Source organism: Flavobacterium sp. T50_26 (assembly GCF_057652995.1).
The window spans coordinates 62,231-86,041 of sequence record NZ_JBYFCC010000004.1 but is presented as its reverse complement, the minus strand read 5'-3'; the positions used below and the strand labels follow the sequence as shown (position 1 = coordinate 86,041).

General features: G+C 36.2%; 28 protein-coding genes. 8 read left to right on the top strand and 20 right to left on the bottom strand.

Annotated elements, in window-relative coordinates; translation table 11 throughout:
• Positions 1–57: 57 nt before the first annotated feature.
• Positions 58–426 (bottom strand): helix-turn-helix domain-containing protein, encoded by a 369-nt coding sequence (locus AC23MC_RS03630; protein WP_487567054.1) that lies wholly within the window; start codon positions 424–426, stop codon positions 58–60.
• A gap of 170 nt (positions 427–596) precedes the next feature.
• Here AC23MC_RS03630 and AC23MC_RS03625 point away from each other — a divergent pair, with 170 nt between their 5' ends.
• The gene (locus AC23MC_RS03625) at positions 597–2,249 is read left to right on the top strand and encodes a hypothetical protein (protein ID WP_487567055.1); all 1,653 of its coding nucleotides are present in this window, start codon (positions 597–599) and stop codon (positions 2,247–2,249) included.
• Positions 2,250–3,222: 973 nt separating this feature from the next.
• Here AC23MC_RS03625 and AC23MC_RS03620 read toward each other — a convergent pair.
• The 10 genes from AC23MC_RS03620 to AC23MC_RS03575 all read right to left on the bottom strand — a co-directional run bounded on the left by AC23MC_RS03620 (position 3,223) and on the right by AC23MC_RS03575 (position 9,284).
• Positions 3,223–4,779: a T9SS type A sorting domain-containing protein gene (locus AC23MC_RS03620; protein ID WP_487567056.1), complete on the bottom strand. Its 1,557-nt coding sequence runs from the start codon at positions 4,777–4,779 to the stop codon at positions 3,223–3,225.
• 371 nt (positions 4,780–5,150) lie between these two features.
• Positions 5,151–5,597, bottom strand: coding sequence for an SRPBCC family protein (locus AC23MC_RS03615; protein ID WP_487567057.1), 447 nt, complete (start codon positions 5,595–5,597; stop codon positions 5,151–5,153).
• Between the two features lie 125 nt (positions 5,598–5,722).
• Positions 5,723–6,145: an SRPBCC family protein gene (locus tag AC23MC_RS03610; RefSeq protein ID WP_487567058.1), complete on the bottom strand. Its 423-nt coding sequence runs from the start codon at positions 6,143–6,145 to the stop codon at positions 5,723–5,725.
• Between the two features lie 8 nt (positions 6,146–6,153).
• A complete protein-coding gene (locus AC23MC_RS03605) occupies positions 6,154–6,543 on the bottom strand; it encodes a DUF1801 domain-containing protein (protein WP_487567059.1) in 390 nt (129 codons plus the stop codon).
• A gap of 22 nt (positions 6,544–6,565) precedes the next feature.
• The gene (locus tag AC23MC_RS03600; RefSeq protein WP_487567060.1) at positions 6,566–7,006 is read right to left on the bottom strand and encodes an SRPBCC domain-containing protein; all 441 of its coding nucleotides are present in this window, start codon (positions 7,004–7,006) and stop codon (positions 6,566–6,568) included.
• Between the two features lie 5 nt (positions 7,007–7,011).
• A complete protein-coding gene (locus tag AC23MC_RS03595) occupies positions 7,012–7,359 on the bottom strand; it encodes a nuclear transport factor 2 family protein (protein WP_487567061.1) in 348 nt (115 codons plus the stop codon).
• A 1-nt stretch (position 7,360) separates the two neighbouring features.
• Positions 7,361–7,783 (bottom strand): VOC family protein, encoded by a 423-nt coding sequence (locus AC23MC_RS03590; protein ID WP_487567062.1) that lies wholly within the window; start codon positions 7,781–7,783, stop codon positions 7,361–7,363.
• Between the two features lie 74 nt (positions 7,784–7,857).
• Positions 7,858–8,229 carry a DoxX family protein gene (locus tag AC23MC_RS03585; protein WP_487567063.1) on the bottom strand — a complete coding sequence of 124 codons (372 nt, stop codon included), beginning with the start codon at positions 8,227–8,229 and terminating at the stop codon, positions 7,858–7,860.
• Between the two features lie 13 nt (positions 8,230–8,242).
• A complete protein-coding gene (locus AC23MC_RS03580; protein WP_487567064.1) occupies positions 8,243–8,632 on the bottom strand; it encodes a VOC family protein in 390 nt (129 codons plus the stop codon).
• Between the two features lie 79 nt (positions 8,633–8,711).
• Positions 8,712–9,284 carry a Crp/Fnr family transcriptional regulator gene (locus AC23MC_RS03575; protein ID WP_487567065.1) on the bottom strand — a complete coding sequence of 191 codons (573 nt, stop codon included), beginning with the start codon at positions 9,282–9,284 and terminating at the stop codon, positions 8,712–8,714.
• A 210-nt stretch (positions 9,285–9,494) separates the two neighbouring features.
• On the opposite strand from AC23MC_RS03575, the gene AC23MC_RS03570 reads away from it, so the two are divergent.
• Positions 9,495–9,734 carry a hypothetical protein gene (locus AC23MC_RS03570; RefSeq protein ID WP_487567066.1) on the top strand — a complete coding sequence of 80 codons (240 nt, stop codon included), beginning with the start codon at positions 9,495–9,497 and terminating at the stop codon, positions 9,732–9,734.
• A 113-nt stretch (positions 9,735–9,847) separates the two neighbouring features.
• Positions 9,848–11,185, top strand: a complete 1,338-nt coding sequence (locus tag AC23MC_RS03565; RefSeq protein ID WP_487567067.1) for an ammonium transporter — start codon at positions 9,848–9,850, stop codon at positions 11,183–11,185.
• An 85-nt stretch (positions 11,186–11,270) separates the two neighbouring features.
• Here the strand turns inward: AC23MC_RS03565 and AC23MC_RS03560 are convergent, their stop codons facing one another.
• The gene (locus tag AC23MC_RS03560) at positions 11,271–12,011 is read right to left on the bottom strand and encodes a lysophospholipid acyltransferase family protein (RefSeq protein WP_487567068.1); all 741 of its coding nucleotides are present in this window, start codon (positions 12,009–12,011) and stop codon (positions 11,271–11,273) included.
• Between the two features lie 135 nt (positions 12,012–12,146).
• Here AC23MC_RS03560 and trpS point away from each other — a divergent pair, with 135 nt between their 5' ends.
• The gene (gene trpS / locus AC23MC_RS03555; RefSeq protein ID WP_487567069.1) at positions 12,147–13,118 is read left to right on the top strand and encodes a tryptophan--tRNA ligase; all 972 of its coding nucleotides are present in this window, start codon (positions 12,147–12,149) and stop codon (positions 13,116–13,118) included.
• A gap of 1 nt (position 13,119) precedes the next feature.
• Positions 13,120–13,551 carry a hypothetical protein gene (locus AC23MC_RS03550; protein WP_487567070.1) on the top strand — a complete coding sequence of 144 codons (432 nt, stop codon included), beginning with the start codon at positions 13,120–13,122 and terminating at the stop codon, positions 13,549–13,551.
• Here AC23MC_RS03550 and dprA read toward each other — a convergent pair whose 3' ends face one another.
• Positions 13,552–14,655 carry a DNA-processing protein DprA gene (gene dprA, locus AC23MC_RS03545; RefSeq protein WP_487567071.1) on the bottom strand — a complete coding sequence of 368 codons (1,104 nt, stop codon included), beginning with the start codon at positions 14,653–14,655 and terminating at the stop codon, positions 13,552–13,554.
• A gap of 215 nt (positions 14,656–14,870) precedes the next feature.
• Between dprA and AC23MC_RS03540 the strand changes: the two genes are divergently transcribed.
• Both AC23MC_RS03540 and AC23MC_RS03535 read left to right on the top strand, forming a co-directional pair.
• A complete protein-coding gene (locus AC23MC_RS03540) occupies positions 14,871–15,824 on the top strand; it encodes an HU domain-containing protein (protein WP_487567072.1) in 954 nt (317 codons plus the stop codon).
• A 110-nt stretch (positions 15,825–15,934) separates the two neighbouring features.
• Entirely contained in the window at positions 15,935–16,444 is a 510-nt protein-coding gene (locus tag AC23MC_RS03535) for an acyl-CoA thioesterase (protein WP_487567073.1), read from the top strand.
• A 42-nt stretch (positions 16,445–16,486) separates the two neighbouring features.
• Here AC23MC_RS03535 and AC23MC_RS03530 read toward each other — a convergent pair whose 3' ends face one another.
• The 7 genes from AC23MC_RS03530 to AC23MC_RS03500 form a co-directional block, all read right to left on the bottom strand.
• Positions 16,487–17,725: a murein hydrolase activator EnvC family protein gene (locus AC23MC_RS03530; RefSeq protein WP_487567074.1), complete on the bottom strand. Its 1,239-nt coding sequence runs from the start codon at positions 17,723–17,725 to the stop codon at positions 16,487–16,489.
• A gap of 10 nt (positions 17,726–17,735) precedes the next feature.
• Positions 17,736–18,509 carry a lipoprotein insertase outer membrane protein LolB1 gene (gene lolB1, locus AC23MC_RS03525; protein WP_487567075.1) on the bottom strand — a complete coding sequence of 258 codons (774 nt, stop codon included), beginning with the start codon at positions 18,507–18,509 and terminating at the stop codon, positions 17,736–17,738.
• The gene (locus tag AC23MC_RS03520) at positions 18,509–19,858 is read right to left on the bottom strand and encodes a tetratricopeptide repeat protein (RefSeq protein ID WP_487567076.1); all 1,350 of its coding nucleotides are present in this window, start codon (positions 19,856–19,858) and stop codon (positions 18,509–18,511) included. The genes lolB1 and AC23MC_RS03520 overlap by 1 nt, the downstream gene beginning before the upstream one ends.
• A 40-nt stretch (positions 19,859–19,898) precedes the next feature.
• Positions 19,899–20,909, bottom strand: coding sequence for a sugar nucleotidyltransferase (locus AC23MC_RS03515; RefSeq protein WP_487567077.1), 1,011 nt, complete (start codon positions 20,907–20,909; stop codon positions 19,899–19,901).
• A 172-nt stretch (positions 20,910–21,081) separates the two neighbouring features.
• On the bottom strand, positions 21,082–21,516 hold the full coding sequence (dut, locus tag AC23MC_RS03510; RefSeq protein ID WP_487567078.1) for a dUTP diphosphatase: 435 nt from the start codon (positions 21,514–21,516) through the stop codon (positions 21,082–21,084).
• A gap of 1 nt (position 21,517) precedes the next feature.
• Positions 21,518–22,972, bottom strand: coding sequence for a lipopolysaccharide biosynthesis protein (locus AC23MC_RS03505; RefSeq protein ID WP_487567131.1), 1,455 nt, complete (start codon positions 22,970–22,972; stop codon positions 21,518–21,520).
• A gap of 39 nt (positions 22,973–23,011) precedes the next feature.
• Entirely contained in the window at positions 23,012–23,431 is a 420-nt protein-coding gene (locus AC23MC_RS03500) for a hypothetical protein (RefSeq protein WP_487567079.1), read from the bottom strand.
• 39 nt (positions 23,432–23,470) lie between these two features.
• Here AC23MC_RS03500 and AC23MC_RS03495 point away from each other — a divergent pair, with 39 nt between their 5' ends.
• Positions 23,471–23,770, top strand: a complete 300-nt coding sequence (locus AC23MC_RS03495; RefSeq protein ID WP_487567080.1) for a hypothetical protein — start codon at positions 23,471–23,473, stop codon at positions 23,768–23,770.
• The last annotated feature ends 41 nt before the right edge of the window (positions 23,771–23,811 follow it).

Sequence of the window (23,811 nt, the reverse complement as noted above, 5' to 3'; positions counted from 1 at the left end):
TATTATTTAGGTCAATAAAAAAGGATAGTTCTCACTATCCTTCTATTTTCTATTATTCTATTTCTCTTTAAAGAGTTTTTCTAAGTAACTAAATTTCTCTTTTTCTGAGGCAAGTAGTCTTTCGTAAAGTTCAACTACTTTCTCGATTGGATTGAAATTATTCTGTATTGATTGGTCGTGGAAATTATTGATGTTATTAAACACTGCTTCTTCCGTAAAATGTTTAATCCCTTCCACACTCACTTCCAACGCAGTGGCAATCCTTTCCAACATGGCTTGTTCTACTTCTTCGCTGTTTTCAATCACACTGACTGATTGCTGGCTTATGCCTAAGGCTTGGGCCAGTGCTTCTTGTTTCATGCCGCGTAATTCGCGAATCTTACTGATTTTTCTGCCGATATGTCCTGTTTTTTCTGCTGTGCTCATGGTTCAAAAATACTAAAATAAAAATCAAAAAGGGTTTGGTAAAGTACTACACGTGGCTGGTAAAGTACTACTTCCGCTGGTTGGCTACGGCAAAAACTGTAGCGAACTTGCGGTAGCGTTCTCACAAAAATACAAATTTTAGCGATTGTTTCACCCTAAAAAGCAAAATTATGAACCCATCCCATGTACACTGCCACAACCACCCCCACCAAGCCGCATTGGAAAAAGCCATCGAACAGATGCTCCTTTTTACACCGGTAGATTCCATCTACTTTTCACCGCACCTCGAAGAATCCACCACCGCAGGTGTGTTCCTCACCATCATCAGCGAGGATAGCCCATTCGATTGGGATGAACTGGCTACCTACTTTCAACAATTGTATGCAGGCTTCCCCCAATTTGCCTTTCGCCTTTTTGGCAACACATGGATCAAAGAAGAACTGCAAAATGGCAACCCATTTTTTGTGATGCACTGCCAACAACAACACCTCATCTACAGTAGCGGAAACACCAAAGAACTCCACTACATCAGCAAACTAAAAACCAAACGCTTCCTAAAAAGCAGCGAACGACGTTTTGAAGTCGACAACCAATCGGCCTTTTTAGTCGGGCTCGATTTTAAACACTACATGGCTGGGAACAACACGGTGATGGCTGCCTACAACGCCCACCAAAACATTAAATGGTTGTTCGTCACCGCATCCAGCTTTTTAATCGGCGAGTGGTTTAATAGCAACGACTTAGTAGAACAGCAAAACTACCTCAACGCCTTTACCCCGCTGGCCGGCAAAATTTTTGACCCCGCCACTCCATCCGATGTTGAATTGCTAAACCTCTTAAACCAAGCCCGCCGAACCATTGCACACCATACAGCTCCGCCACAAATCACCAAAGAACAACTAAAAATCGTAGAAGAAAAAAAAGAAATCCTCCGCAAAGAAGTACACCGCCTCTTCTATGCCACCCAAACCCGTTGCGAAGAACAACTCGCCCAACGCTTCATCAACACAGGAGAACCTGAACAACAACATAGGCTGGAAGAAGTGATTCACTTCATCGTGCAAACCACAGAGCCCTTAGGCATTTATAGCCTCGGTAAACGCATCCATCGGGAGTCGCTTCGCCAAACAATCCTCAACACCTCCACGCAACGCATTGCCACTGCTCACCATTACCTCCTAATCATTGTCAACCGCATCGAGGCGGGCACCGCTGCCCAACTTGCCAACCGCATAAAAAACCAATTTGGCGGTCAACACACCGCCACCATCCTTTTACACAAAAAAACAGCCCTAAACCAAAAACCGGGCGACCAACAGCATTTCTTTTACAATGCCCTGCATCACGGCAAAGTGCTGTACCAGCATCCTACTACACCGCCTTACCTCACCTGCACGAATACACCCATTCGTGACCTTTCCACCGCCCAACGCTTTTGGGAACAACGGCAAGCCACCGTAGCCAAACTGCTGGAAACCCTTCCTGCCGGCCCCGAAAGAGGCAACAAAGTATACCTCTTTACGCTACACCAAAGCATCATGCACACCTGCCTTGGCTTGATCCGTTTGGTACTCGGGTACCGCCCCAATCACTTTTCACTGCCTTACTTACTTGAATTATGCGACTTCTGTTCACCACACCACCACACCGCTTTCCCTCGCCATAACGAAAAAGACAAAACCCTCCTTAAACTCCTCTCCAGCCACCTCGACCAATGGCACGCCAATGACTTCACCGAAATAGCACAACAAGACTATGAAACACTCCAAACCCGTTGCCTGACCTTTATAGAACAATGCAAAACCACCGCAGAAAAGAGGTAACGGTTGTCGGTTGTCTGTTGTCCGTTGTCTGTTGTCCGTTGTCTGTTGTCTGTTGTCCGTTGTCTGTTATCCGCCTAAATCTGTTTCATCCGTTTAATCCGTGGTGAAATACCCCTAAAAGTGCTCTCCATTCCGCTTTACCAAATCTGTTTCATCCGTTCAATCCGTGGTTACTTACCCCTAAAAGTGCTCTCCATTCCGCTTTACCAACAACAGACAACCGACAACCGAAAACAGATAACCGACGACCGAAAAAAAAAGCCACTCCGAAGAGCAGCCTTTTCTAACTAACAAATGTCTGTATGGCGTAGAATAATCAAGTCATAAAAAATAGCAAAATACTATTCCTCCAAATCAACTACGACTTCTGCATTTTGCAATTTTTTTGTGATGAAGTGCACCACTGCTAAATTGTGTCAAATGCAGAGCAAAACTAGGGCAACCACCACAACAACGCAACTGATGTAGTGCTGGATTCTAGAATCCAATACCCAAAATTCCCGAATTTAGTACCTGCAAAAACGTGTTAACTGACTGACAAACAAAAATCTATAGCCTTGCGTCGAAAAAACAGCACAGGAAAAAATTACAATCGATTAATTCGGTAAATGAGTGGTGTTTTACACCCTAGTGAATCAAAAACTAAAAGAAGAAAAAGAAAAAAACAGCAACCAAACTGCCAAGTTGTACAACACCTTCGTACAACCAGAAGTACAAAACAAAAGATGGAAAAACTAAAAAAGAAGATGCAACTACTATAAAAAAGTGCTACAATAATAATACAAAAAGTAAAGTTATTTCAAAACAAAGTATAAAGCTATTCCCTCCATACCATCCCCCTATCCGAAGTAGGGATAGTGCATGAGTAGTGTATGAAATACATTATGTCAAATAGAACCAATTACCCCATCAACACATTGACCAATTGACACATTACCCCATTGACACATTGTCCAATTGCCACATTGCCAAATTACCTCACCACCTTCACCCTCTCCAACCCATTCTCCATCACAACCTCCACCACATAAACCCCATTGGCCACCCCACTAAAATCCAGTTGGTTGCCATTTTGAGGAAGCTGGATACGTTGGCCATTTAACGAAAAAACCGTTAAATTCACAATCGTTTGTGACGTTTGAACCGTGAGTAAATTCGTTACGGGATTGGGGTAAACACGCAAATCAGTTAACGCATTGTGCGGAACCGATAAGTTGTCATCTTGTATTTTGGCTAAGAAAGGTGTGTAATCCAGCGGATCATCAGCGGTAAAAGAAAGCGTGCCAAAAGTGGCACTTCCGCGAATGAGACCGGAAACATAAATCGAGCCGTTGGGGTCAATGGATATGCTGTTGGCTTCATCGTTTGAGGTTCCTCCGGCTAAGGCAGCCATCAGAATTTCGCCTTGCGGATTGTATTTTAATACCAACGCTTCACGATTACCGAACGTATTGGTGTTTGAAGTAATGCCGTTACCCCAGTTAATCACACCACCGGAAATGATTCCGCTGAAATAAATATTGCCTTGGGCATCGAGGTTAAGGAAATTTTTGGTTCCCACATCCACCGACCCGTTTCCTGGTACTTCTCTTACCCACACGTAGTTTCCGGAGGCATCGAGTTTGGTCAGGTAGAAATCAAGTCCGCCGTTTAAAGGACCTTCCAACGTAAAATCTCCTAACACATTCGGGATAAACGTTGGCGAACAAAAATAGATTTCGTCAGGGTTTTGCACTTTAATCATCGCTACACCGCAAGTGATATCTTCGATATACTTTAGCCATTGAAAAACACCGTTTGCAGTATATTTTACGACATAAACAGTATAGGATAAATCGGTGGGTTGGGCAACGCCGGCATAGGTTGAATTGGGATTGGCACACGTTCCGGAAGCATAAATGTTTCCTTCAGAATCAACGTCAATTGATGTGATTCGGCTTACGTTTGCTTGCATAATCATGCTTACTTCGTCGCCATTTGGACTCAATTTCTGAATATAGCCGTAGTGGTAATTATCATATCCTATGTAAATGTTATTCGAAGCATCTACAGAAATGGCTTGAAAAGAACTCACATTGTTTTCCGGAATAGATACTTCTTTATGAAAAAGTAAATTACCATTGCTGTCCAATTTTATAAAAACATGTTGTGGCGATTGGTCTATACTTTCCAGGGAAAGCGTATCAAAAGATAACGAATTCAAATAAGAAATAGCCAAAAGAATATTGCCTTGCGAGTCGGTTTCCATTTGATTTAGGACTGCTGTTCCGTTGATGGCCTTGGTAAAAAGAACTTCACCATTGGCATTGTATTTTATGTAAAACAGACTGCCAAACAATTCGGTATGTATCGTTGGATTGTCTTTGTATCCGCTCAAATACACATTTCCGGAAGGATCAACTACTGTGGAATAACCAAGCGATTGCGGATTAACATTGATTTCTGCGGTAGGTGTTTTAACCCATTCAAACGTCTGCGAATGACAGACAAATCCAAAAAGCAGGAATAGCGGAAGTAGTTTTTTTATCATTGGTTCACAGTGTGTTAGGTTATAAAGGTAAGATGAAAAAATGATAAAAAGGTTGCTTTGGATTTGAAAACATTTTTAAACTTATATGACTTATATGGTAAAATTAAACATATAAGTCATATAAGTTTTAAGTTAGTTTTATACTGTTTAAAAGCAATTATAAGTGCAGAATTGTAGAATCTATTTATACAAACCCTTCAAAATCTGCAACTTTTTTGGCTATGCTTAGTTAAATTACTATATGGTCTTTCAACGGCACTGAGGTAAAATTTTTAAGCTTATATGACTTATATGGTAAAATTAAAACATATAAGTCATATAAGTTTAAAATTAGTATTACTGTTTAAATGATAAGTGCAGAATTGTAGAATCTATTCACACAAATCCTTCAGAATTCCCAAAGCTTTTGGCCAAGTATCATCAAAATAATCCACATAATCTTCCTTCGTATCCATTTCAACGGACACTGTCGTTACGCCATTGTTTTCCGAAAAAGAATAATTTTCTAATGCATCGCCCCAACCTTCTACTTCGGGACCATCGAGGATTTCTTTGTCGCCATCGAGGATGCCTAAATGATGAATAGAGATGAATTCATTTGGAATATTTTCGGCAATTCGGGAAACCATTCCGCCTTTTTTTCCATCTTCACCAAATCCGATGAAATAGATTTTATCGCCTTTGTTCCAACCGCCTTCATAATCAGAAGTAGGATTAAAAGCAGCGGTCCATTCCTTGTAGGTTGGTTTCGCAATCATAGTGGTATACACTTTTGCTATGGGAGCATTAATTTCTATTGAATAATTTAATTTTTTCATAATGTTTTAGTTTTATTAAGTCGTTACACTCCTTGGTTTTTTGCCACTGATTTTACGGATTAAACGGATTGGCACGGATATACACTTTTGCTTTTTTTAAGTTTTGATGTTGAGCTTAGTTTAAGTTAACTATTGTTTCCCTCAATATAGCTTTTGAAATTATTCAAAATCACTTGCCAACCTGCTTTTTGCATGTCAACCGGATTTTGATTTTCTGCTTCAAAAACGGTGGTAACTTTGGTAGTGTTATCTTCTTTTTCAAATAATGTGGTTACTTTTCGTCCGTCTTCTAAGGTATAAACTAATTTTTCATTTGGAATTACCTCATCGTAAACCGCTTTAAAATCGAAACCAAAACTGCCGTCTTTGGCTTCCATTCGGGAAAAATAGGTTCCGCCAACAATTGGATTGTTTTCAGCTTTTGGACAATGCCAATCATCGCTGGCAAAATTCCAATTGACAATGTGTTTTGGGTTGGTATAATGATCCCAAACAATTTCTGCTGATTGAGCTACTGTAACTTCAATTGTAATTTGTATTGCTTTCATGTTTCTGTTTATTTTAAGCGTTCCAAAACCCCTTTTCGTTTTACAATATTTTTATAATCCCACTGAATTATTTCTGACTTTTGAAGCCACCTTTTTACATCATCTGAATTAATTTCTGAAACAGAATTATAGAAAATCGAGGCATCTTTAAACTTTTGACCGCGAGCTGCTAATTGTTCTTCTTCAAAATCTGCACCACTCCAAAACATCAAACGCATTCCCGCCTTTTGTTTGCTGAAACCCACAATCGGATTTCCGTCAATAAACCACACAGGATGAGCATGCCAGATTTTACTTTCGGTAAACAACAGATGAGCATCAATTAATTCCGTGAGTTGTTGGCCAATGGCTTTGTCGGTTTCTGAGAGGTTTGCGATGTAGTGTTGGATAGATTCCATGTTGGATTGTTCGATTGTTGGATTATTGGATTTTTAGAAAGTCGAAAGCTCCTTTTCTCAAATTAATATCATATTCTGAAAACGCTTTCAAACACGCTAAAAAATTTGCCCAGCCTTCGGTGTTTCCACCAAACCATTTGATTCCTTTTTCGGTGTTTTCTTTTCCGTCTTCTGTTACGTGTACTAAGGTGCTTTTATCGGCTTGCTCTTTCAGTTGAATGGTTACAACCGTTTCAGGATCCCAAACAAATGCTATTTTACTATTCGGAATAACTTCGGTAACGGTTAATGGGCATTTTTCTTCAAATTCAGGGAATGTCCAAATGAGTTCTGCGTTTTCTTCCATTCTACCCGAACTGCTTCCGATAAAATAATTAGTCATTTTATCCGGATTAACGATGTTTTCGAAAACCGTTTCAATGGGTTTCTGAATTTGAATTTTAGCTTGGATGATGAGTTTCATGTTTTTTATTTTTTTGTAATGCAATATGACGTAATTCTTTGCAAATGATTGTCTTCGTTAAATTCGTATAAGTCACAAGCCCAAACATACACTTTCGGTTTTTGATTGATGTGAAACGCCGCTGTTCCGTTGATGGCAACTTTATTCCCGTCTACAAGACAGTGAATTGTTTCAAAATGGGTGGTTACCGAATTGAAATACGCTTCCACTTGCAAACACTGTTGCATCACGGCTTCTTTTCCGAGAAATTCGTTTTCGCCCACCACTTGCCAAACAATGTTATGGTCAAGATAAGGAAAAACGGATTGAAATTCTCCATTTGAAAAGGCTTGTGCTATACTTTTTATAGTCATTTTATGCTAGTTGAGTGGTGAAATTAATCATCCAGCACACACCATATTTATCTACAAAAGAACCAAAATAATCACCCCAAAACATATCGTCCATTGGCATTTCTACTTTTCCGCCGGCAGACAATCCGTTGAATAAACGGTCGGCTTCTTCACGACTATCTGGTGTAATGGAAATATAGTTGTTATTACCAACTTTGAGCACATGTCCTGCACTCGGCAAGCAATCAGAAGCCATCAAATGTTGCCCTTTCCCGATGGGAAGTGCTACGTGCATGGCTCTGTTTTTTTCGTTTTCGGGTAAATTTTCTGTACCGGGAGCATCGCTCATTTTGGAAACAGTTAATTCACCGCCAAAAACGGTTTGATAAAATCGGAAAGCTTCTTCGGCATTTCCATCGAAATTTAGATAGGGATTTAGTAACATAGTTTTTGTTTTTTGTTGTCGGTTATCGGTTGTCAGTTGTTGGTTGTCGGTTTTAAGCCCATTACCTATTACCATTAACCAATTAACTCTTTAATTTTCTGTTTTTTTTCGTAAAACACCCAAAGATTAATTAGGAAAAATATACCGGCAATTGCTAATCCTTCGGGCATATAAACAGCATTATGAAACATGATTCCCACCATAACCGGAAAAATCATTAAAGCTCCCAACAAACGTGTTTTTGGGAAAATGAATAATAGTCCTGCAAGAAGTTCCACAGCTCCTACGAGTGGCATTAACCATGTGATTGTCATGAAGGCTTCGCCAGCTTTCACTACTTCGGGTTCCAACGGTGGAACGGGCATGTAGTGTAAAAATTTGTCTAAACCGGCATTGATAAACATCAATCCGAATAACGTGAATAAAACTAATTTTACTATTTTCATGGTAAACAATTGATTATTGCATGGAATACAATCCGAACGTATTGTTTTCAGAATCAATACACAAACTGATAAAACCGTGTTCGCCAATTGACATTTTAGGACAGTGCACTGTTCCGCCCGCTTTTGCAACGCGACTTTCTTCCACACTACAATCTTCACAAGGAAAATAAACAATGGTAGAGGTGTTTCCCGGATTGTTGGTTCGGGCTTCTTTCATTTGCACCAAAGCACCACTTACACCTTGGTTTTCAGAAGAAGAAAAACAGGACATTTTAAAATCTTCACTACCATCCGGAGAATCCATGTCATGAAAAGATGTTCCCAAAACCGATGCATAGAATTTTTTTGCACGTTCAAGATCATCCACATAAATCTCAAACCAACAGATTACATTTGTATTCATTATTTATTTGTTTAAAAGGTTGAATAACAAATATAAGAAGTATCTTCTAGAAGAAACTTGCCTTATGACAAGAAAAAAACTAGCTAATTTCTTTTCGGATTCTGCTGAAGGAAGTATCGGTTATTCCCAAATAACTGGCTATATATTTTAAAGGTGATTGCAAGACTACTTCCGGTTTTTCTTTAATTAATTGCAAGTAGCGGTCTTTGGCTGATATGGTAACCATTTCCACAGAACGTTGTTTAAAGTGAAAAAGACGGTTGGTCATCCAAAGTCGTCCCCATTCGGAAAAACCGGGAATGGAATGATAGAGTTCTTGAAAAATAGCAAAATCAAGCATCCAACATTCGCAATCTGTGAGAGCATGAATGGTTTCCTGACTGGGAATTCGTTGAAATAAAGACAACACTTCAATTACAATTTCATGTTTTGAATAAAAGTCGGTTGTACTCTCATTTCCATTATAATCATACACAAATGAACGCATCAAACCACTTTCAAGTAAAAGATATCCCTTGGAAATTTCACCTTTTTTAAGAATAATATCTCCTTTTTTAAACACTATTTTATGATGTGATTCAATTATTCTGTCAAGTTCTTCTTGATTGATGAGTGGGTGTTTGTAGACATGCGATAAAAGTTGTTTATTCATGATTTTATTGGAAAATATATAAGCGAATTTAATTAAAAAATGAATAGAAAATTCGTTACTCATCTAATTAACAAATCTATTAATTTCATCACTCGATTAAAATCATTCAAAATCAAAACATGAGAATAATGTAACTCTTCTGTTAAATTGTATAAAGCCCTTTTACTAAAAACAACTTAATTTTATAATTAGACTTAAAACTATACTATTATGGAAACATTTGAATTTTTTGAAGACTATCCCGCTGCTTGGTGGTTTGTATTAGCCGTTATTTTAGTGGTCATATTTGGCATCTTATTTTGGATTTTCACGGTAGATAATACCATTCCGTCCGAGAAAAAAAGCACGCCATTTTTTACACGTTTTTTTAGACGATCTTTTCGCAGAAAATCATTTCCTGATCATCGTCAAGACATAGATAATGAAAATTCTGGCAGTCGGTTTAAGTAGGCTAAAATTATTATTTTTTTATATTTTTAAACATATACTATAATTTTTTATGGGTATAAGTTTTATTATTTGACTTTTTTATTATTTTTACCCATATAAAAATAGGGTTAGTTATGAAAATAGAAAAACGTTGGATAATTTCTTTTATCTTAATCAGCATTGCTGCCATTAGCGGTTTATTTTGGGAAAGCACTCCTGCCACTCAATCAGCCATATTTAATTCAGCCGATACAATTGTTACAGCCGATGTGGCTTGGCTACTTACTTCCTCTTGTTTGGTTTTATTGATGACACCCGGTCTTTCATTTTTTTATGGCGGAATGGTGGGCAAAAAGAATGTGATTTCTACCATGTTGCAAAGTTTTATCTGTTTAGGTGTAGTTTCCCTACTATGGGTAATTGTGGGATTTAGTTTGGCTTTTGGCGATTCATACGGTTTTACAATTAACGGAACACATTACGGCTTAATCGGAAATCCATTTCAATTTGCGTTTATGGATCAAGTGGGTGTTCTACCTCATGCAAAAATGGCTTCTACTATTCCGTTTATTCTTTTTGCTTTGTTTCAAATGAAATTTGCAGTAATCACTCCGGCCATTATTACCGGTTCTTTTGCTGAGAGAGTTCGGTTTATCTCCTATCTATTATTTATTTGTTTATTCACTTTGTTTATTTATACTCCACTTTGTCACATGGTTTGGCATCCGAGTGGCTTACTAGGCAGTTATTTTGGTGTCAAAGATTTTGCAGGTGGAACAGTGGTTCACATGAGTGCAGGTTTTGCCGCATTAGCAGGTGTTTTGGTTTTAGGAAAACGAAAAAACAGCGAACACATTCCAACCAACATACCGTTTGTGTTACTTGGAACGGGAATGCTTTGGTTTGGTTGGTTCGGATTTAATGCCGGTTCTGCTTTGGCGGCCAATGCAACGGCGGCGATGGCTTTTGCGACAACAACAGTAGCTTCGGCATCGGCAATGCTGACTTGGATCTTCTTTGATCGATTAAACGGAAGAAAAGTTTCAGCTATGGGAGCGTGCATCGGTGCTGTTGTTGGATTGGTGGCCATTACTCCTGCAGCAGGATTTGTAACCATTCCGCAAAGTATATTCTTTGGATTTATTGCCGCGATTGTTTCCAATAAAATGTTGTATTGGAAAAAATTAAAATCCATTGATGATACCTTAGATGTTTTTGCTTGTCACGGCGTAGGCGGAATTATGGGAATGATTTTGACCGCTGTATTTGCTCAAGGCGAAAATGCCAGTTTGCTGCACGGCGGATGGGGTGTTTTTAGTCACCACATGATTGCGTTGGTTTTAGTGGCTGCGTTTACTTTCTTTGGATCTATATTGCTTTATAAAGTCACCAATTTTATTATACCGCTTCGTGTTTCGGAAGAATCTGAATTAATTGGTTTGGATTTGTCGCAACATGATGAGAAGTTTTAATACCAAAAAATGTTTAATTAATTTACCATGTAAGGCATATAAGTTTGAAATGCTTTAGTCTTATATGACATATATGGTTCAAAATTTAATTATTTTCTTTCGTTAATTCTTTATAAATCACATCCCAAGCTTTATCGCGGATGGCCTTTTTGTCATCAACAGTAAACCCGGCAGTGGGAATAAATTCGTGAACTTTGGCTCGCATCAAGCCCGGACTTCCGCTGAAAAAAGTATAGGAAAATCGTTTTTTGTTATCGTAAAACGTCATTGGAACAATCGGTATTTGATGTTCAATCGCCAATCGGAATGCACCATCTTTAAAATCGGCCAACACGACTGATTCATCATCAGGGACCATTCCTTCGGGAAAAATACAGATGCTTAATCCTTGATTTAATCTTTTTTGAGCTCTTTCAAAAACAGCCAATCTGCTTTTTGGACTGTCGCGATCAACCAAAATGCAAGTTCGTTTATAGAAAAATCCGAATAACGGAATTTTAGAAAGCTCTTTTTTACCAACAAAAACAAAAGGATTTTTGGCTATCACAAGCATCAACATAATATCCGTCATCGAAGTGTGATTGGCAATCAACATATAACTTTCGCCTTTTTTAAACTTCTGCTCACGTTCAATTTTAGTGTAAAAACCCATCCCAAACAAAATACCTCGCGACCAAAGTTGTGCTAATCTGAAAAAGAACGGATACCATTCTTCCTTCAAAATAGAAATAATTAATAACGGAAAAAGTAGAATAATGATTGAACCCATGAGGACATAAAACCATATCCGCCAAAGAATCCAAAAAAGTAGTTTAAAAATTTTCATGAAGTCAAATGTAAGGAAAGGATTGGGATTTTAAAATCATAAAGTTAACTTTGTAAACTAATTTAAAAAAAAGAATAATTAAGGTTGCAAACTTTCACAACTTTGCGAACTTTGTATCTTTCGAAAAAATATACTATGTCAAAAATATTAACCGGAATTCAAGCCACCGGAACACCGCATTTAGGAAATTTATTAGGAGCGATTTTGCCTGCGATTGAAATGGCAAACAAACCGGAAAATGAATCGTTTTTGTTTATTGCCGATTTGCACTCCATCACACAAATTAAAGACGGTGAAACCCTCCGTGAAAACACCTACAGCGTGGCTGCTACGTGGTTGGCTTGCGGATTAGACATTAATAAAGTAATTTTTTATCGTCAAAGCGATGTGCCTCAAACAGCAGAACTGTCATGGTATTTGAGTTGTTTTTTCCCTTTTCAACGATTGACGTTGGCACATTCATTCAAAGACAAAGCCGACCATTTGGAAGATGTGAATGCAGGACTTTTTTCGTATCCGATGTTGATGGCTGCCGATATTTTATTGTATGATGCCGAAGTAGTTCCGGTAGGAAAAGACCAGTTGCAACATCTTGAAATTACCCGTGATGTTGCTTCGCGATTTAATCATCAAATGGGCGAAACGTTTGTGCTTCCTGAAGCAAAAATCCAGGAAGAAACCATGTATATTCCCGGTACAGACGGAAATAAAATGAGTAAATCCAGAGGAAATATCATCAATATATTTTTGGATGATAAGGCGTTACGCAAACAAATTATGTCGATTGAAACTGACAGCAAACCGCTTGAAGAACCTAAAGATCCAAAAACTTGCAAGGTTTTTGCTATTTATAAATTAGTTGCTTCCGCAGAAGAAGTTCAGCAAATGACAGCGAATTATTTGGCCGGAAATTATGGCTATGGTCATGCCAAACAAGCGTTATTTGAATTGGTTTTGGAACGTTTTAAAACAGAAAGAGAGAAATATCATTATTATATGGCAAACTTAGCCGAAGTAGATAAAGCTTTAGCCGAAGGAGCAGCCAAAGCAGGAAAAATTGCCGATGGTGTTTTGCAAAGAGTACGCAACAAATTAGGATTTTTATAAGATGAAGAAGTATATAACGGTTTTTGTTCTCTTAATTTTCGCTTTCGGATATAGTCAGAAGCAAGAACCGGTGTATATTTTATTCAACCAAAACGAAACGTCAACCTGTCAGTTTCCGGTGAAGCGTGTGGAGCCCGTTAAAAAAATTAAACTGGATTATTCGCAAAAAAGGCATCGCAAAATCAACATCACTCGGTTTATTTTGTGCAGAAATATTTTTGTGTTTGAATTCAAAAAAAATCATTTTGAAACCGTAGAAGGTTCGGCTATAGCCAATTATAAAATGATTACGTTAGACGAAATGATTTCCAAAGAAGAAGAAGCGGAATTTAAAAAAGACATCAATCAAATTTTTCCAAAAATTTATATTATTGAAGCCATTGAAAATGGTCAATATGCCAAATACGAAGTAGTTTGGGAGAAACTTCAATAATTAAATCGCTTCAAACAATTTTCCCGGCAACGGACGAACGACTCCTTTTAATTCCATATTTAATAAAATTCCGGAAATTTTATAGATGGGAAAATCACATTCCAAAGCGATAATATCCATCAATTCCTTTCCTTTTTTCAGGAGGTAATCATAGACTTTTTGCTCTTCTTCATCCAAAGAAACAAACAATTGTTTTTGAACAGATTTTGTGGGTTTTGAATCCAATTCCCAGTTCAAAATATAAATCAAATCTGCTGCCGAAGTGAGCAAATGAGCCCGTTGGGTTTTAATCAAATTATTACAACCTAAACTGTATTTGTCCGTTGTTCTTCCGGGAACGGCAAACACATCGCGGTTATAATCGCTTGCCATCGTTGCCGTAATGAGTGAACCACCTCTGTCTGCACTTTCAATGACAACGGTTGCTTCTGAAATTCCGGCAACAATGCGGTTTCGTTTCACAAAATTTTCTTTATCAGGATTAGAAGTACTCCAAAATTCAGTCAAGAAACCACCGTTTTTCTCCATTTTGGAAATATACTTTTTATGTGTTTTTGGATAAATTTGATTTAAACCATGAGCCAAAACACCAACGGTTTGCAAATTGTTTTCCATGGCTGCCTGATGAGCTACAATATCCACACCATAGGCAAAACCACTAATGATTACAGGATTTAAGGGCGATAAATCTTCGATTAGTTTTTTGCAAAAATCAATTCCGTAACTGGTGATTTGTCTGGTTCCAACAATGCTGATTGTTCTTCTGGATTTCAAATCAATTTCACCGGAAGAAAATAAAACGGCTGGGCCATCAATGCATTGTTTGAGTCGTTCCGGATATTCTTCATCCAAAAAAGAACAAAAATCAATATTTTCAGCTTCGATGAATTTTATTTCGGCTTCGGCGAGTTTAAAAATAGTTTCATTCGCGAGTTTTTTAATCAAAACTTCTCCAATTCCATCAATGGAAACTAATTTACTTTTTTTAGCTTGAAAAACTTTTTCTGCTGAGCCGCAGTGATTGATGAGTTTTTTGGCAACAATGTCGCCCACTCCTTCTACTTGAAGTAACGCAAGCGTATAAAATAATTCAGATTTTGTCATGGCGTGTAATTGAATTTCAAAGAAACATCTTTTTTCTATTTCTTAAAAATTTTTCTCAAAAAAATTACATGAAAAATGCTTTTGCTGCCATTTGCGAAACTATGTAAGAAATCTAATTCAATGAGCCCGAAATAGTTATCATTTTGACTGAAATTGTTAATAAAATTTGTGGATAAAACTTTGATTCGGCGGTTGAATATTTTTTCTTTGTTGCTATGAGAATTGAGCAATATATATCCCAATTATTATATCGGTACCAGTGTGTTACGGTTCCGGGTTTTGGTGCATTTTTAACCGAAAACCGTTCGGCAAGTCTTTCTGAAGATACGAACACCTTTTATCCGCCCAAAAAAGTAATTTCTTTTAATTTTCATTTAAAGAATAATGATGGTCTTTTGGCTAATCATATCGCTCTTGCTGAGAAAATTGAGTATGAAAAAGCGATTGCTTTGATTGAAGAAGAAGTTACTTTGTGGAAATATACCATTCAAAAAAGCGAATCAATTTTTCTTAAAAATATTGGAAAACTTTCTTTGAACATCGAAAGCAGTTTGGTTTTTGAACCCGCAGACAGTTTGAATTATTCTACACATTCTTTTGGTCTTACTTCTTTTGTTTCACCACAAATTAAACGTGAAGCATTTAAAAAAGAAGTGGAACAATTGGAAGAAAAAGCTCCAATTCAATTTACACCTGAAAAAAGAAGTAAATCAAATCCTTGGATTAAATATGCTGCTATTTTTGCTATTGGTCTTGGAATGTCAGGTTATTTTGGCAATCAATGGTATCAAAAGAAAATGGATGCTGAACTATTGCTTGTAGAGAAAAATGTTCAACAAAAAGTAGAAGATAAAATTCAACAAGCAACTTTTTTTATCGAAAGCCCGATTCCTTCTGTTTCTATGAATGTGGAAGAAGAAAACGATAATTCTTTTAATTATCATCTTGTTGCCGGAGCATTTAAAGAAGAACGAAATGCCGAAAGAGCCTTACAATCCTTAAAAGATCTGGGTTATAAAGCTAAAAAAATAGCTCCAAATAAACATGGTCTGCATCCGGTGATTTATGGCAGTTATGCATCGATTGAAGAAGCTCAAACTGCTTTACAATCGATCAAACAATCGCACAACAAAGATGCTTGGATGTTAGTTTTAGAATTAGAAAAATAAACCCTTTGCCCATACAATCTTGATTAAAGCTTCACTTATGGGGCTTTTTTTATTTGCCATAACTCAAAAAGAATCGCTGTCGTTTTTCTACCTTTGCAAAAAAAATAAAAATGCAAGTAAGACATCCTTCCGATTCTTTAACTACGTTAACCGACGTTGTTTTGCCTGGAGAGACCAATCCGTTGAATAATCTTTTTGGTGGCGAATTGCTCGCTAGGATGGACAGAGCGGCCAGTATTTCTGCCAGACGTCATTCCAGACGAATTTGTGTAACGGCTTCTGTGAATCACGTTGCTTTTAACAAAGCCATTCCGTTAGGAAGCGTTGTGACCGTTGAATCTAAAGTTTCAAGAGCTTTTAACACATCGATGGAGATTTATATTGATGTTTGGATAGAAGATCGTGAATCGGGAAATAAAACCAAAGCAAACGAAGCAATTTATACTTTTGTTGCGGTTGACGAAACGGGGAACCCAGTACCGGTTCCGCAAATTGAACCACAAACAGAATTGGAAAAGCAACGATTTGATGCCGCCTTACGAAGAAAACAACTAAGTTTAGTATTAGCCGGAAAAATGAAACCGCACGATGCTACGGAATTAAAAGCGTTATTTGTTTAAATAAAAAAGCCTGAAAGTTTTAAGTTTTCAGGCTTATTTTATTTACATATTATATAACCAGCTTTGCGGATTTAAGAATGAATCGTTTTGCAGAACCGAAAACTTAATTGCTGTTTTTCCGGTTGATTCGTTGGTTCGAATTCTTCCGATGGTTTGTTTTAAACTTACTTTATCACCTTTGTTTACAGACACTGAGCTTAAGTTTTGATAAACGGTTATAAAATCTCCGTGTTTAATGTAAACCGCTTTGTTTATAGGTGATAAAACCTGAATCAACATCACTTCTCCGGCAAAAACAGATCGAGCAGAAGAACCGGACTCCGTTGTAATTTCAACACCATTACTGTGAATCGTTAGGGTGGGCTGAACCGGATGTGGTTGATTACCGAATTTTAAGGATACGAATCCTTTTTCAACAGGCCAAGGTAGTTTACCTCTGTTTGCTTTAAAATTATCTGACTCTAATTTTCCTTCTGCAGTTAACACAATTTTTGATGGTGAAGTACCTGTTGAAGTGGTTTTAGTTCCTGATTTTTTAGCTGTTTTTTTATTCTCAGCTGCAATTGCATCACGAATGGCTTTTTGAATTTTTTTGTCTATTTCCCTCGCTTCTTGTTGCTTTTTCTTGATGTCGGCAACAATTTTCTTTTGGTCTTTTTTGATTGATTTTACAAGTTTTTCTTGTTCTTGCTTCTCCTTAACAAGTACTAATTTCTCTTTTTCCTGTTCTTGAATAATCTTTTCTTTTTCGGATTTTAAAGCTGCTAATTTTACGTTATAAGCTTCTAATTCTGTAGATTTTACTTTTATATCATCGCCTTGACTTTTTCTATAACCTGCATACTGCTTCATGTATTGCACCCGTTTGTAGGCTTGCGTAAAATCTTTAGACGAAAGGAGAAACATCGCTCTACTTCGTTCTGAACGGCTTTTATATGACTTGACAATCATATTGGAATAATCTTCCTTGAGAACTTCCAATTCTCGTTTTAATTTATTAATTTTTAATTGATTGGTATAGATGTCATCATTAAAAAGCTTTGCTTGCTTTTCATTTGTCTGTATAAGTTTTTCACGCAATTCAATTTTTGCTTTTTGTTGCTGAATGACGTTAACAACCGACTTTTCTTTTTTCTTATTTTCTTGAAGTATTCGTTCGTTTACTCTAATTTCTTCCAACAACTGTTCTTTTCGCTTTTCCAGTTTCTTTTGAGCATCAGTTTGAGCCAAGAGAATTGACGTGGTGAAAATTAGAAAAAATGTCAATACCGACTTTATCATGTTTGGATCTTTAATTTTCTATAAAAATTTGTTCGTAACCACTTGGCACGCTATACGGAAACGAGAGTTCTTCATTAAACGTAACCGAATTATAATCTAACGAAATCGTGTTTTTATTGTTTTCTTGAATCGCTTCGATAAGAATGTTCAACGGCAAAATAGCTTCGTTATATTCTTTATGATTTGGATAAAAAACGTTCAACTTTCTGTTTTTGGCTACTTGTTCAATTTCTTGTCTTTTTATCAAAAAATTGGAAGCTTCAAAATAAAATGATTTCACGTTTTGTTTGTCATTTATATCTTTTAGTTTGTATAATTTATCTTCAATTGTATTTGAATATTTTCCCTTTCTCAAATCATCCATGGCTTGACCAATCAGCATATTTTGCACTTTAAAAAAATCTAAGTCGGTACCGAGCCAATTGCTTAAAGTGGTGTAATCGCCTTCAAAAAACTTGTTTCCGGTTTTTTCATAATATTTTACCTCAGTGGGTGTGATTAAACCTTTGGCCATCGTTATTCCCAAAAAACGAATACTTACCAAAATCATTTCATCTTTTTGAATTCTAATTTCTGCAGAAAAACTCAACGATTGATTTTTGTCTTTATACTTAGCATTTGCTCGAATGTATGCCGTTGAAAAATTTTTCTTTACATCATAATGGTTTTCGATGATTTTTTGAGTCGCTAAATCGTCCGAAGCTTTTCCTTCAACAAGTCCTTTTTTGGCTTTGCATCCAACTAGTGTGAAAATAAATATCAAGGCGAATAAAAACTGTTTCATTATTTAATTTGTTTTACTAATTTATCGGCTTTGATAAAATAACTTTCTTTTTTCTTGGTATCGCCAAGCCCATTGTATGCTTCTCCTAATTGAATATAAAAATTAGCTTCTAACGTTTTATTATCAACAATATAATCTACTCCTGATTCTAATAAGTCTTTTGCTTTTTTGAAATTTTTCAATTGATTATTGGCTAAACCGGCATAATAATAAAAGTCAGGTTGAAGTGGATAGAATTCTACTTTTTCTTCCGCTTGTATAGCTAAAATTTCAAATTGATTATTTTGTGCATAAGCGTTAAACAGCAAAAGTACATTTTCTATATCATCAGAATTTGACTTGGCATGCATTTCATAGTATTTCACAGCATTTGCCCAATCGCTTTTTTGTTGATAGAATTTACCGACTTCTTTGGCAACTTTTACTTCTCGGTCCTCCTTAAAATAAGTAATTGCACTTTCTAAATCGGATGAAAACGAAGGATTATTTTTGGTAAAAATTAAAAATTCATTAAAAACCCGATGTTTTATTTTTCGATCAATTTTAGGGCTTTTTAGAATTTTATGCATTGCCGAAGCCGCATTTTTCCCATCATTTTTATCAATATTGAATTTGAATAAACTGACTTGTGCCCAATCGGAATTTGGAATTTCTTTTTCTAACATTTTAGCAATTTCCAACGCTTTTTCCTCTTCATCTTTTTCCGAATACAAATAAATCAAAGCCACATAATTGTCTTCTACTTTCGGATTGTTTTTAATGGCTTGCATTAATTTTTCTGTTTCTTGACCTTGGTATCGAGTGGTTGTCATGATTTGACTACGGAATTGTTCTCTTATCTCCGTTTTGCCAACAGTTTCCGTCAATTCATCAATTAATTTAAGTGCTTCATCGTGTTGTTGCGTAAACATATACAACGAAACCAAATCTTCTTTGTATTCTTTTTTAAACTCGATGAGTTTTTTCATGATAACAATCGCATTTGTATAATCGCGAGTTGCATGTGAGACATCATACAAACCAACCCAATACCAACGATTTTTTGAATCAAGTTGAGTTGCTTTTTCAAAACTATCGTACGCATTTTTATAATCCTTTTGAAAAAGATAATTTTTACCTAATTCAAAATGAACTACCGGATTATTTGGTTCTAATGCTAAGCATTTTTGCAGAGCGGTTACGGCTTTGTCATAATTTTCGATTCCTTTTTCACGCAAAGATTCGTAAAAAGCAATTTGAAATTCATCGGTTTCCAATGCAATATCTTCCGGCTCTACTTGAGAGAATGCGGTTATGGTTTGGAAGAGAATTCCAAGGAAAATCAAAGTATGTAAAGTACGTTTTATCATTTTTACCTTATCCCTCCCGAGAGCAGTAATTTTTAAAATTTTATTCTAAAACTGAATAATCTCCAATGCTAATGCTGGTAAATTTACCATCAAACGAAGCGTGATTTCCTATCATTGCATTGTCTAAATTGGCATTCTTTATGTGTGCATGGGTTTGAACCAAACTGTTTTTAATGGTTGAATCAATTATATGACATCCTTTTCCTAATGATACATTTGGGCCAACAGTTGTGTTAATCAAAACTACATCTTCTCCAATATAACAAGGAGGAATGATTGTTGCGTTTTGTAACTTAACATCGGTAGCCACTAAATTTTCCCCATCATTGTGCAAAAAACCCAGCATTCTTGTGTTGGTATCAACGGTTACGTCTTTGTTTCCGCAATCCATCCATTCGTCTACTTTACCTGGTACAAATTTCATGCCTTTTGCCATCATTTGTTTAATTCCATCATTAATTTGGTATTCGCCACCATGAATGATGTTATTGTCTAGAACAGCTTGCAATTCTTGTTTTAAAACGGCAACATCTTTGAAATAGTATATTCCAATTACAGCCAAATCTGACACAAATTCTTTTGGTTTCTCAACTAATTCGATAATTTCTCCATTATCGTTTAAATTCACAACACCAAAAGCTTCCGGCTGATCCACTTGTTTTACCCAAATAACGCTATCGGCAGAGGTATCTAAATCAAAATCGGCACGAATTAATGTATCGGCATACGCAATTACAGCTGGTCCGCTCAATGAATCTTTGGCACACATAATGGCATGACCGGTTCCAAGAGCTTCATTTTGATAATAAATTGTTCCTTTTGCACCTAATTTTTGAGCAATTGCGATTAATTCTTCCTCTACTTTTTTACCAAAACTTTCGTGAATGATAAAAGCGACTTCGTCAATAGGTTGATTTAAAACGCCTGCAATGTCTTCCACTAGTCGATGCACGATTGGTTTTCCGGCAACGGGAATTAATGGTTTTGGAATTGTTAAAGTATGTGGTCTTAATCGTGAGCCGCGTCCGGCCATTGGTACTATTATTTTCATTTTTTTTGTATTAAGATTTGAGTATCAAGTATTAAGACTTGACTGACTACTTTTACTATTTATTTTTAAAACTGCTAATTGTATTAAGATTTGAGTATTAAGTATTAAGACTTTGCTTACTACTTTTTACTATTTACTTTTAAAACTGCTTACTGATACTGAAAACTGAACACTACTTCACTCCTGTGCTGCCGAAACCGCCTTCTCCGCGGGATGTTTCAGATAATTCATTTACTTCTATCCATTCGGCTCTTTCGTGTTTGGCGATGATTAATTGAGCGATTCGTTCACCGTTTTCGATGACAAATTCTTCAGGGGATAAATTTACTAAAATAACCCCGATTTCACCACGATAATCGGCATCAACTGTTCCGGGTGAATTTAAAACGGTAATTCCTTTTTTGGCTGCTAATCCGCTACGTGGACGAACTTGTGCTTCATAACCAATTGGCAGTTCAATAAACAAACCGGTTTTAACGATGGTTCGTTCTAATGGTTTTAAGGTAATTGGTTCGGATAAATTGGCTCTCAAATCCATTCCGGCAGAAGCAATTGTTTCGTAATTTGGTAAGGGATGCTGTGATTTATTGATGATTTTGATATTCATTTTAAGATGATTTTTTTACTATTCGCAAAAGTGTATTTTTCTCATTTCGATAGACAAAATAAATAAAAACAAGTAATAATCCGACTCCAACAAAGTAGTTTTCTCTGAATCCGTAAAAATACACAAAAGAAAACAGGATGGAAAGTCCTAAATAGCCTCCAATTTTGTTTTTATCGTACGGAATGGGGTAATGACGATTTCCGAGGTAATACGAAATGGCCATCATACTGCCATACGCAGCAATTGTTGCAATGGCAGAACCCATATAACTGAATTTTTCTATTAATAAAAAGTTGATTGTTAAGGTGATGATTGCTCCAACAATTGAAATATAAGCACCCATTTTGGTTCGGTCAGTCAACTTATACCAAACGGAAAGATTCGTGTAAATTCCTAAAAAGAAATTCGCCAAAACAATCAACGGAACAACTTTCATAGCTGACCAATACGTTTCATTCGGAATCAAAAATAATTTTAAAATATCGGCAAATACAATAACAGATAATGAAATTAATGAGCCAAAAATCACAAAATATTTGGTGACATCAGCGTAGGTTTGCGGTGCATTTTCGTTTTTAGCATAGCTAAAGAAAAATGGTTCAATTCCCAAAGAATAGGCAGTTCTGAAAAGCACCATAAACAAACCGATTTTGTAACAAGCGGAATATGCCCCAATTTCAGATTTGCTGATGTTAAAGATTTCGAGCAAAATTTTATCAAAATGTTCGTTTATGGCAAATGCTAATCCGGCAATTAAAATTGGGAAACCATAACGAAGCATTTTTTTCCAGAGTTGCGTATCAAAATGCCATTGAATATGAAAATAATTGGGCGAAAGAACAATTAAAGTCAATAAACTGGCAATAATACCAGCAACAAAAATATAACCAATTTGAAAGTTTTCTACATACAAACTGGCTAGAAAACTATCTGGGTTTGCGGCTGCTATTTTCGGTAAATAAACTAAAAAGAAAACATTCAATCCCAAATTGACTGCAACATTTCCAATTTTAATAATGGCATAAACAATTGAGCGTTGATAGGCTCTCAGTTTTGAAAACGGAATGATAACCAATGCGTCCAAGACCAAAATCCAAATGGTGTACGTGATATATTCCACATCAATTCCGGAAAGATTGGCTAACGTATTTCGGAATAAAAGTGAACCAATTAAGAACACAATTGTTGTCCAAAAAATGGAAATCGTTGATGTTCCGATGACGGCACGTTTATCGTCATGAGAATTATAAAATCGGAAAAAAGCGGTCTCCATTCCGTAGGCCAAAATCACATTAAATAACACCAACCATGAAAAAATAATTGAAACTTCGCCGTATTCGCTGGGGTTCAAAATATCTGTGTAAAGCGGAACCAACAAAAAACTCAACATTCTGGGAAGCACGGTCGCTAGCCCATAAATGGCAGTTTGTTTAAAAAGTGATTTATAAAGTCCCAAAGCGGCTGTTGAATTTATTTTGCAATCAAGCAAAATTAACTATTTATTTGACTTTTCGGTTATGTTGATGAATTTGTAGTGTTTTATTTTGCCGTTTTGAGTGAATTCTAAAACAGCTTCATCAGAAATTAATTGAAATCGCTGTTTTTGAGGAATTGGCGGTTGATTTCCGTATTCATTTTCAGGATTTGCATCGAGAATTAAATCCGGTTTAATGAAAACAGCTTCTGCTTTTTGATCGGAAATCAGTTTAATTACTGCAGTTTGGTTTCTGAAATAGAGTTTTTCCAGTCTAATTTCTTCTGAAATGGATTGTTGAAATTCAATCAGAAAATAAGTTTGATTGCCTTTAACTTCATAAAAATAATCAGAAATTGGAATGGGAAATTGGGTTTGGAAGATTTCTTTTGAAGCACATCCTAATAAAAACAGTAATTGTATGTAAAGCAATTTTTTCATTTTATAAAAATACTAATTATCCTTCGAAATTAGATTTAAATGAAACAACATAATCTGTGGTTCTTTGAACTTGAAAAACAACCAATTGAAAGTTTTTGTAAGTTTGTAAAAAATAAAGTTATGAATGTATCACTTGAAATAAAAAAAATTCAAAAAGAGTTAGAGTTGATTCAAGATGAAAATCTTATTAACTCAATAAAATCGCTATTGGCTTTTGCTAAAAAGCAAAAAACGGCGGCTGTTTTAAGCCCATTTACTGTTGATGAATATAAAAAAAGGGCGGAACAGTCTGAGCAAGATATAAAATTGGGACGATTTATAGATGTTGACGATTTATAGATGAGAAAAGTTGTAATTACTCATTTTGCTCTATTTCAAAT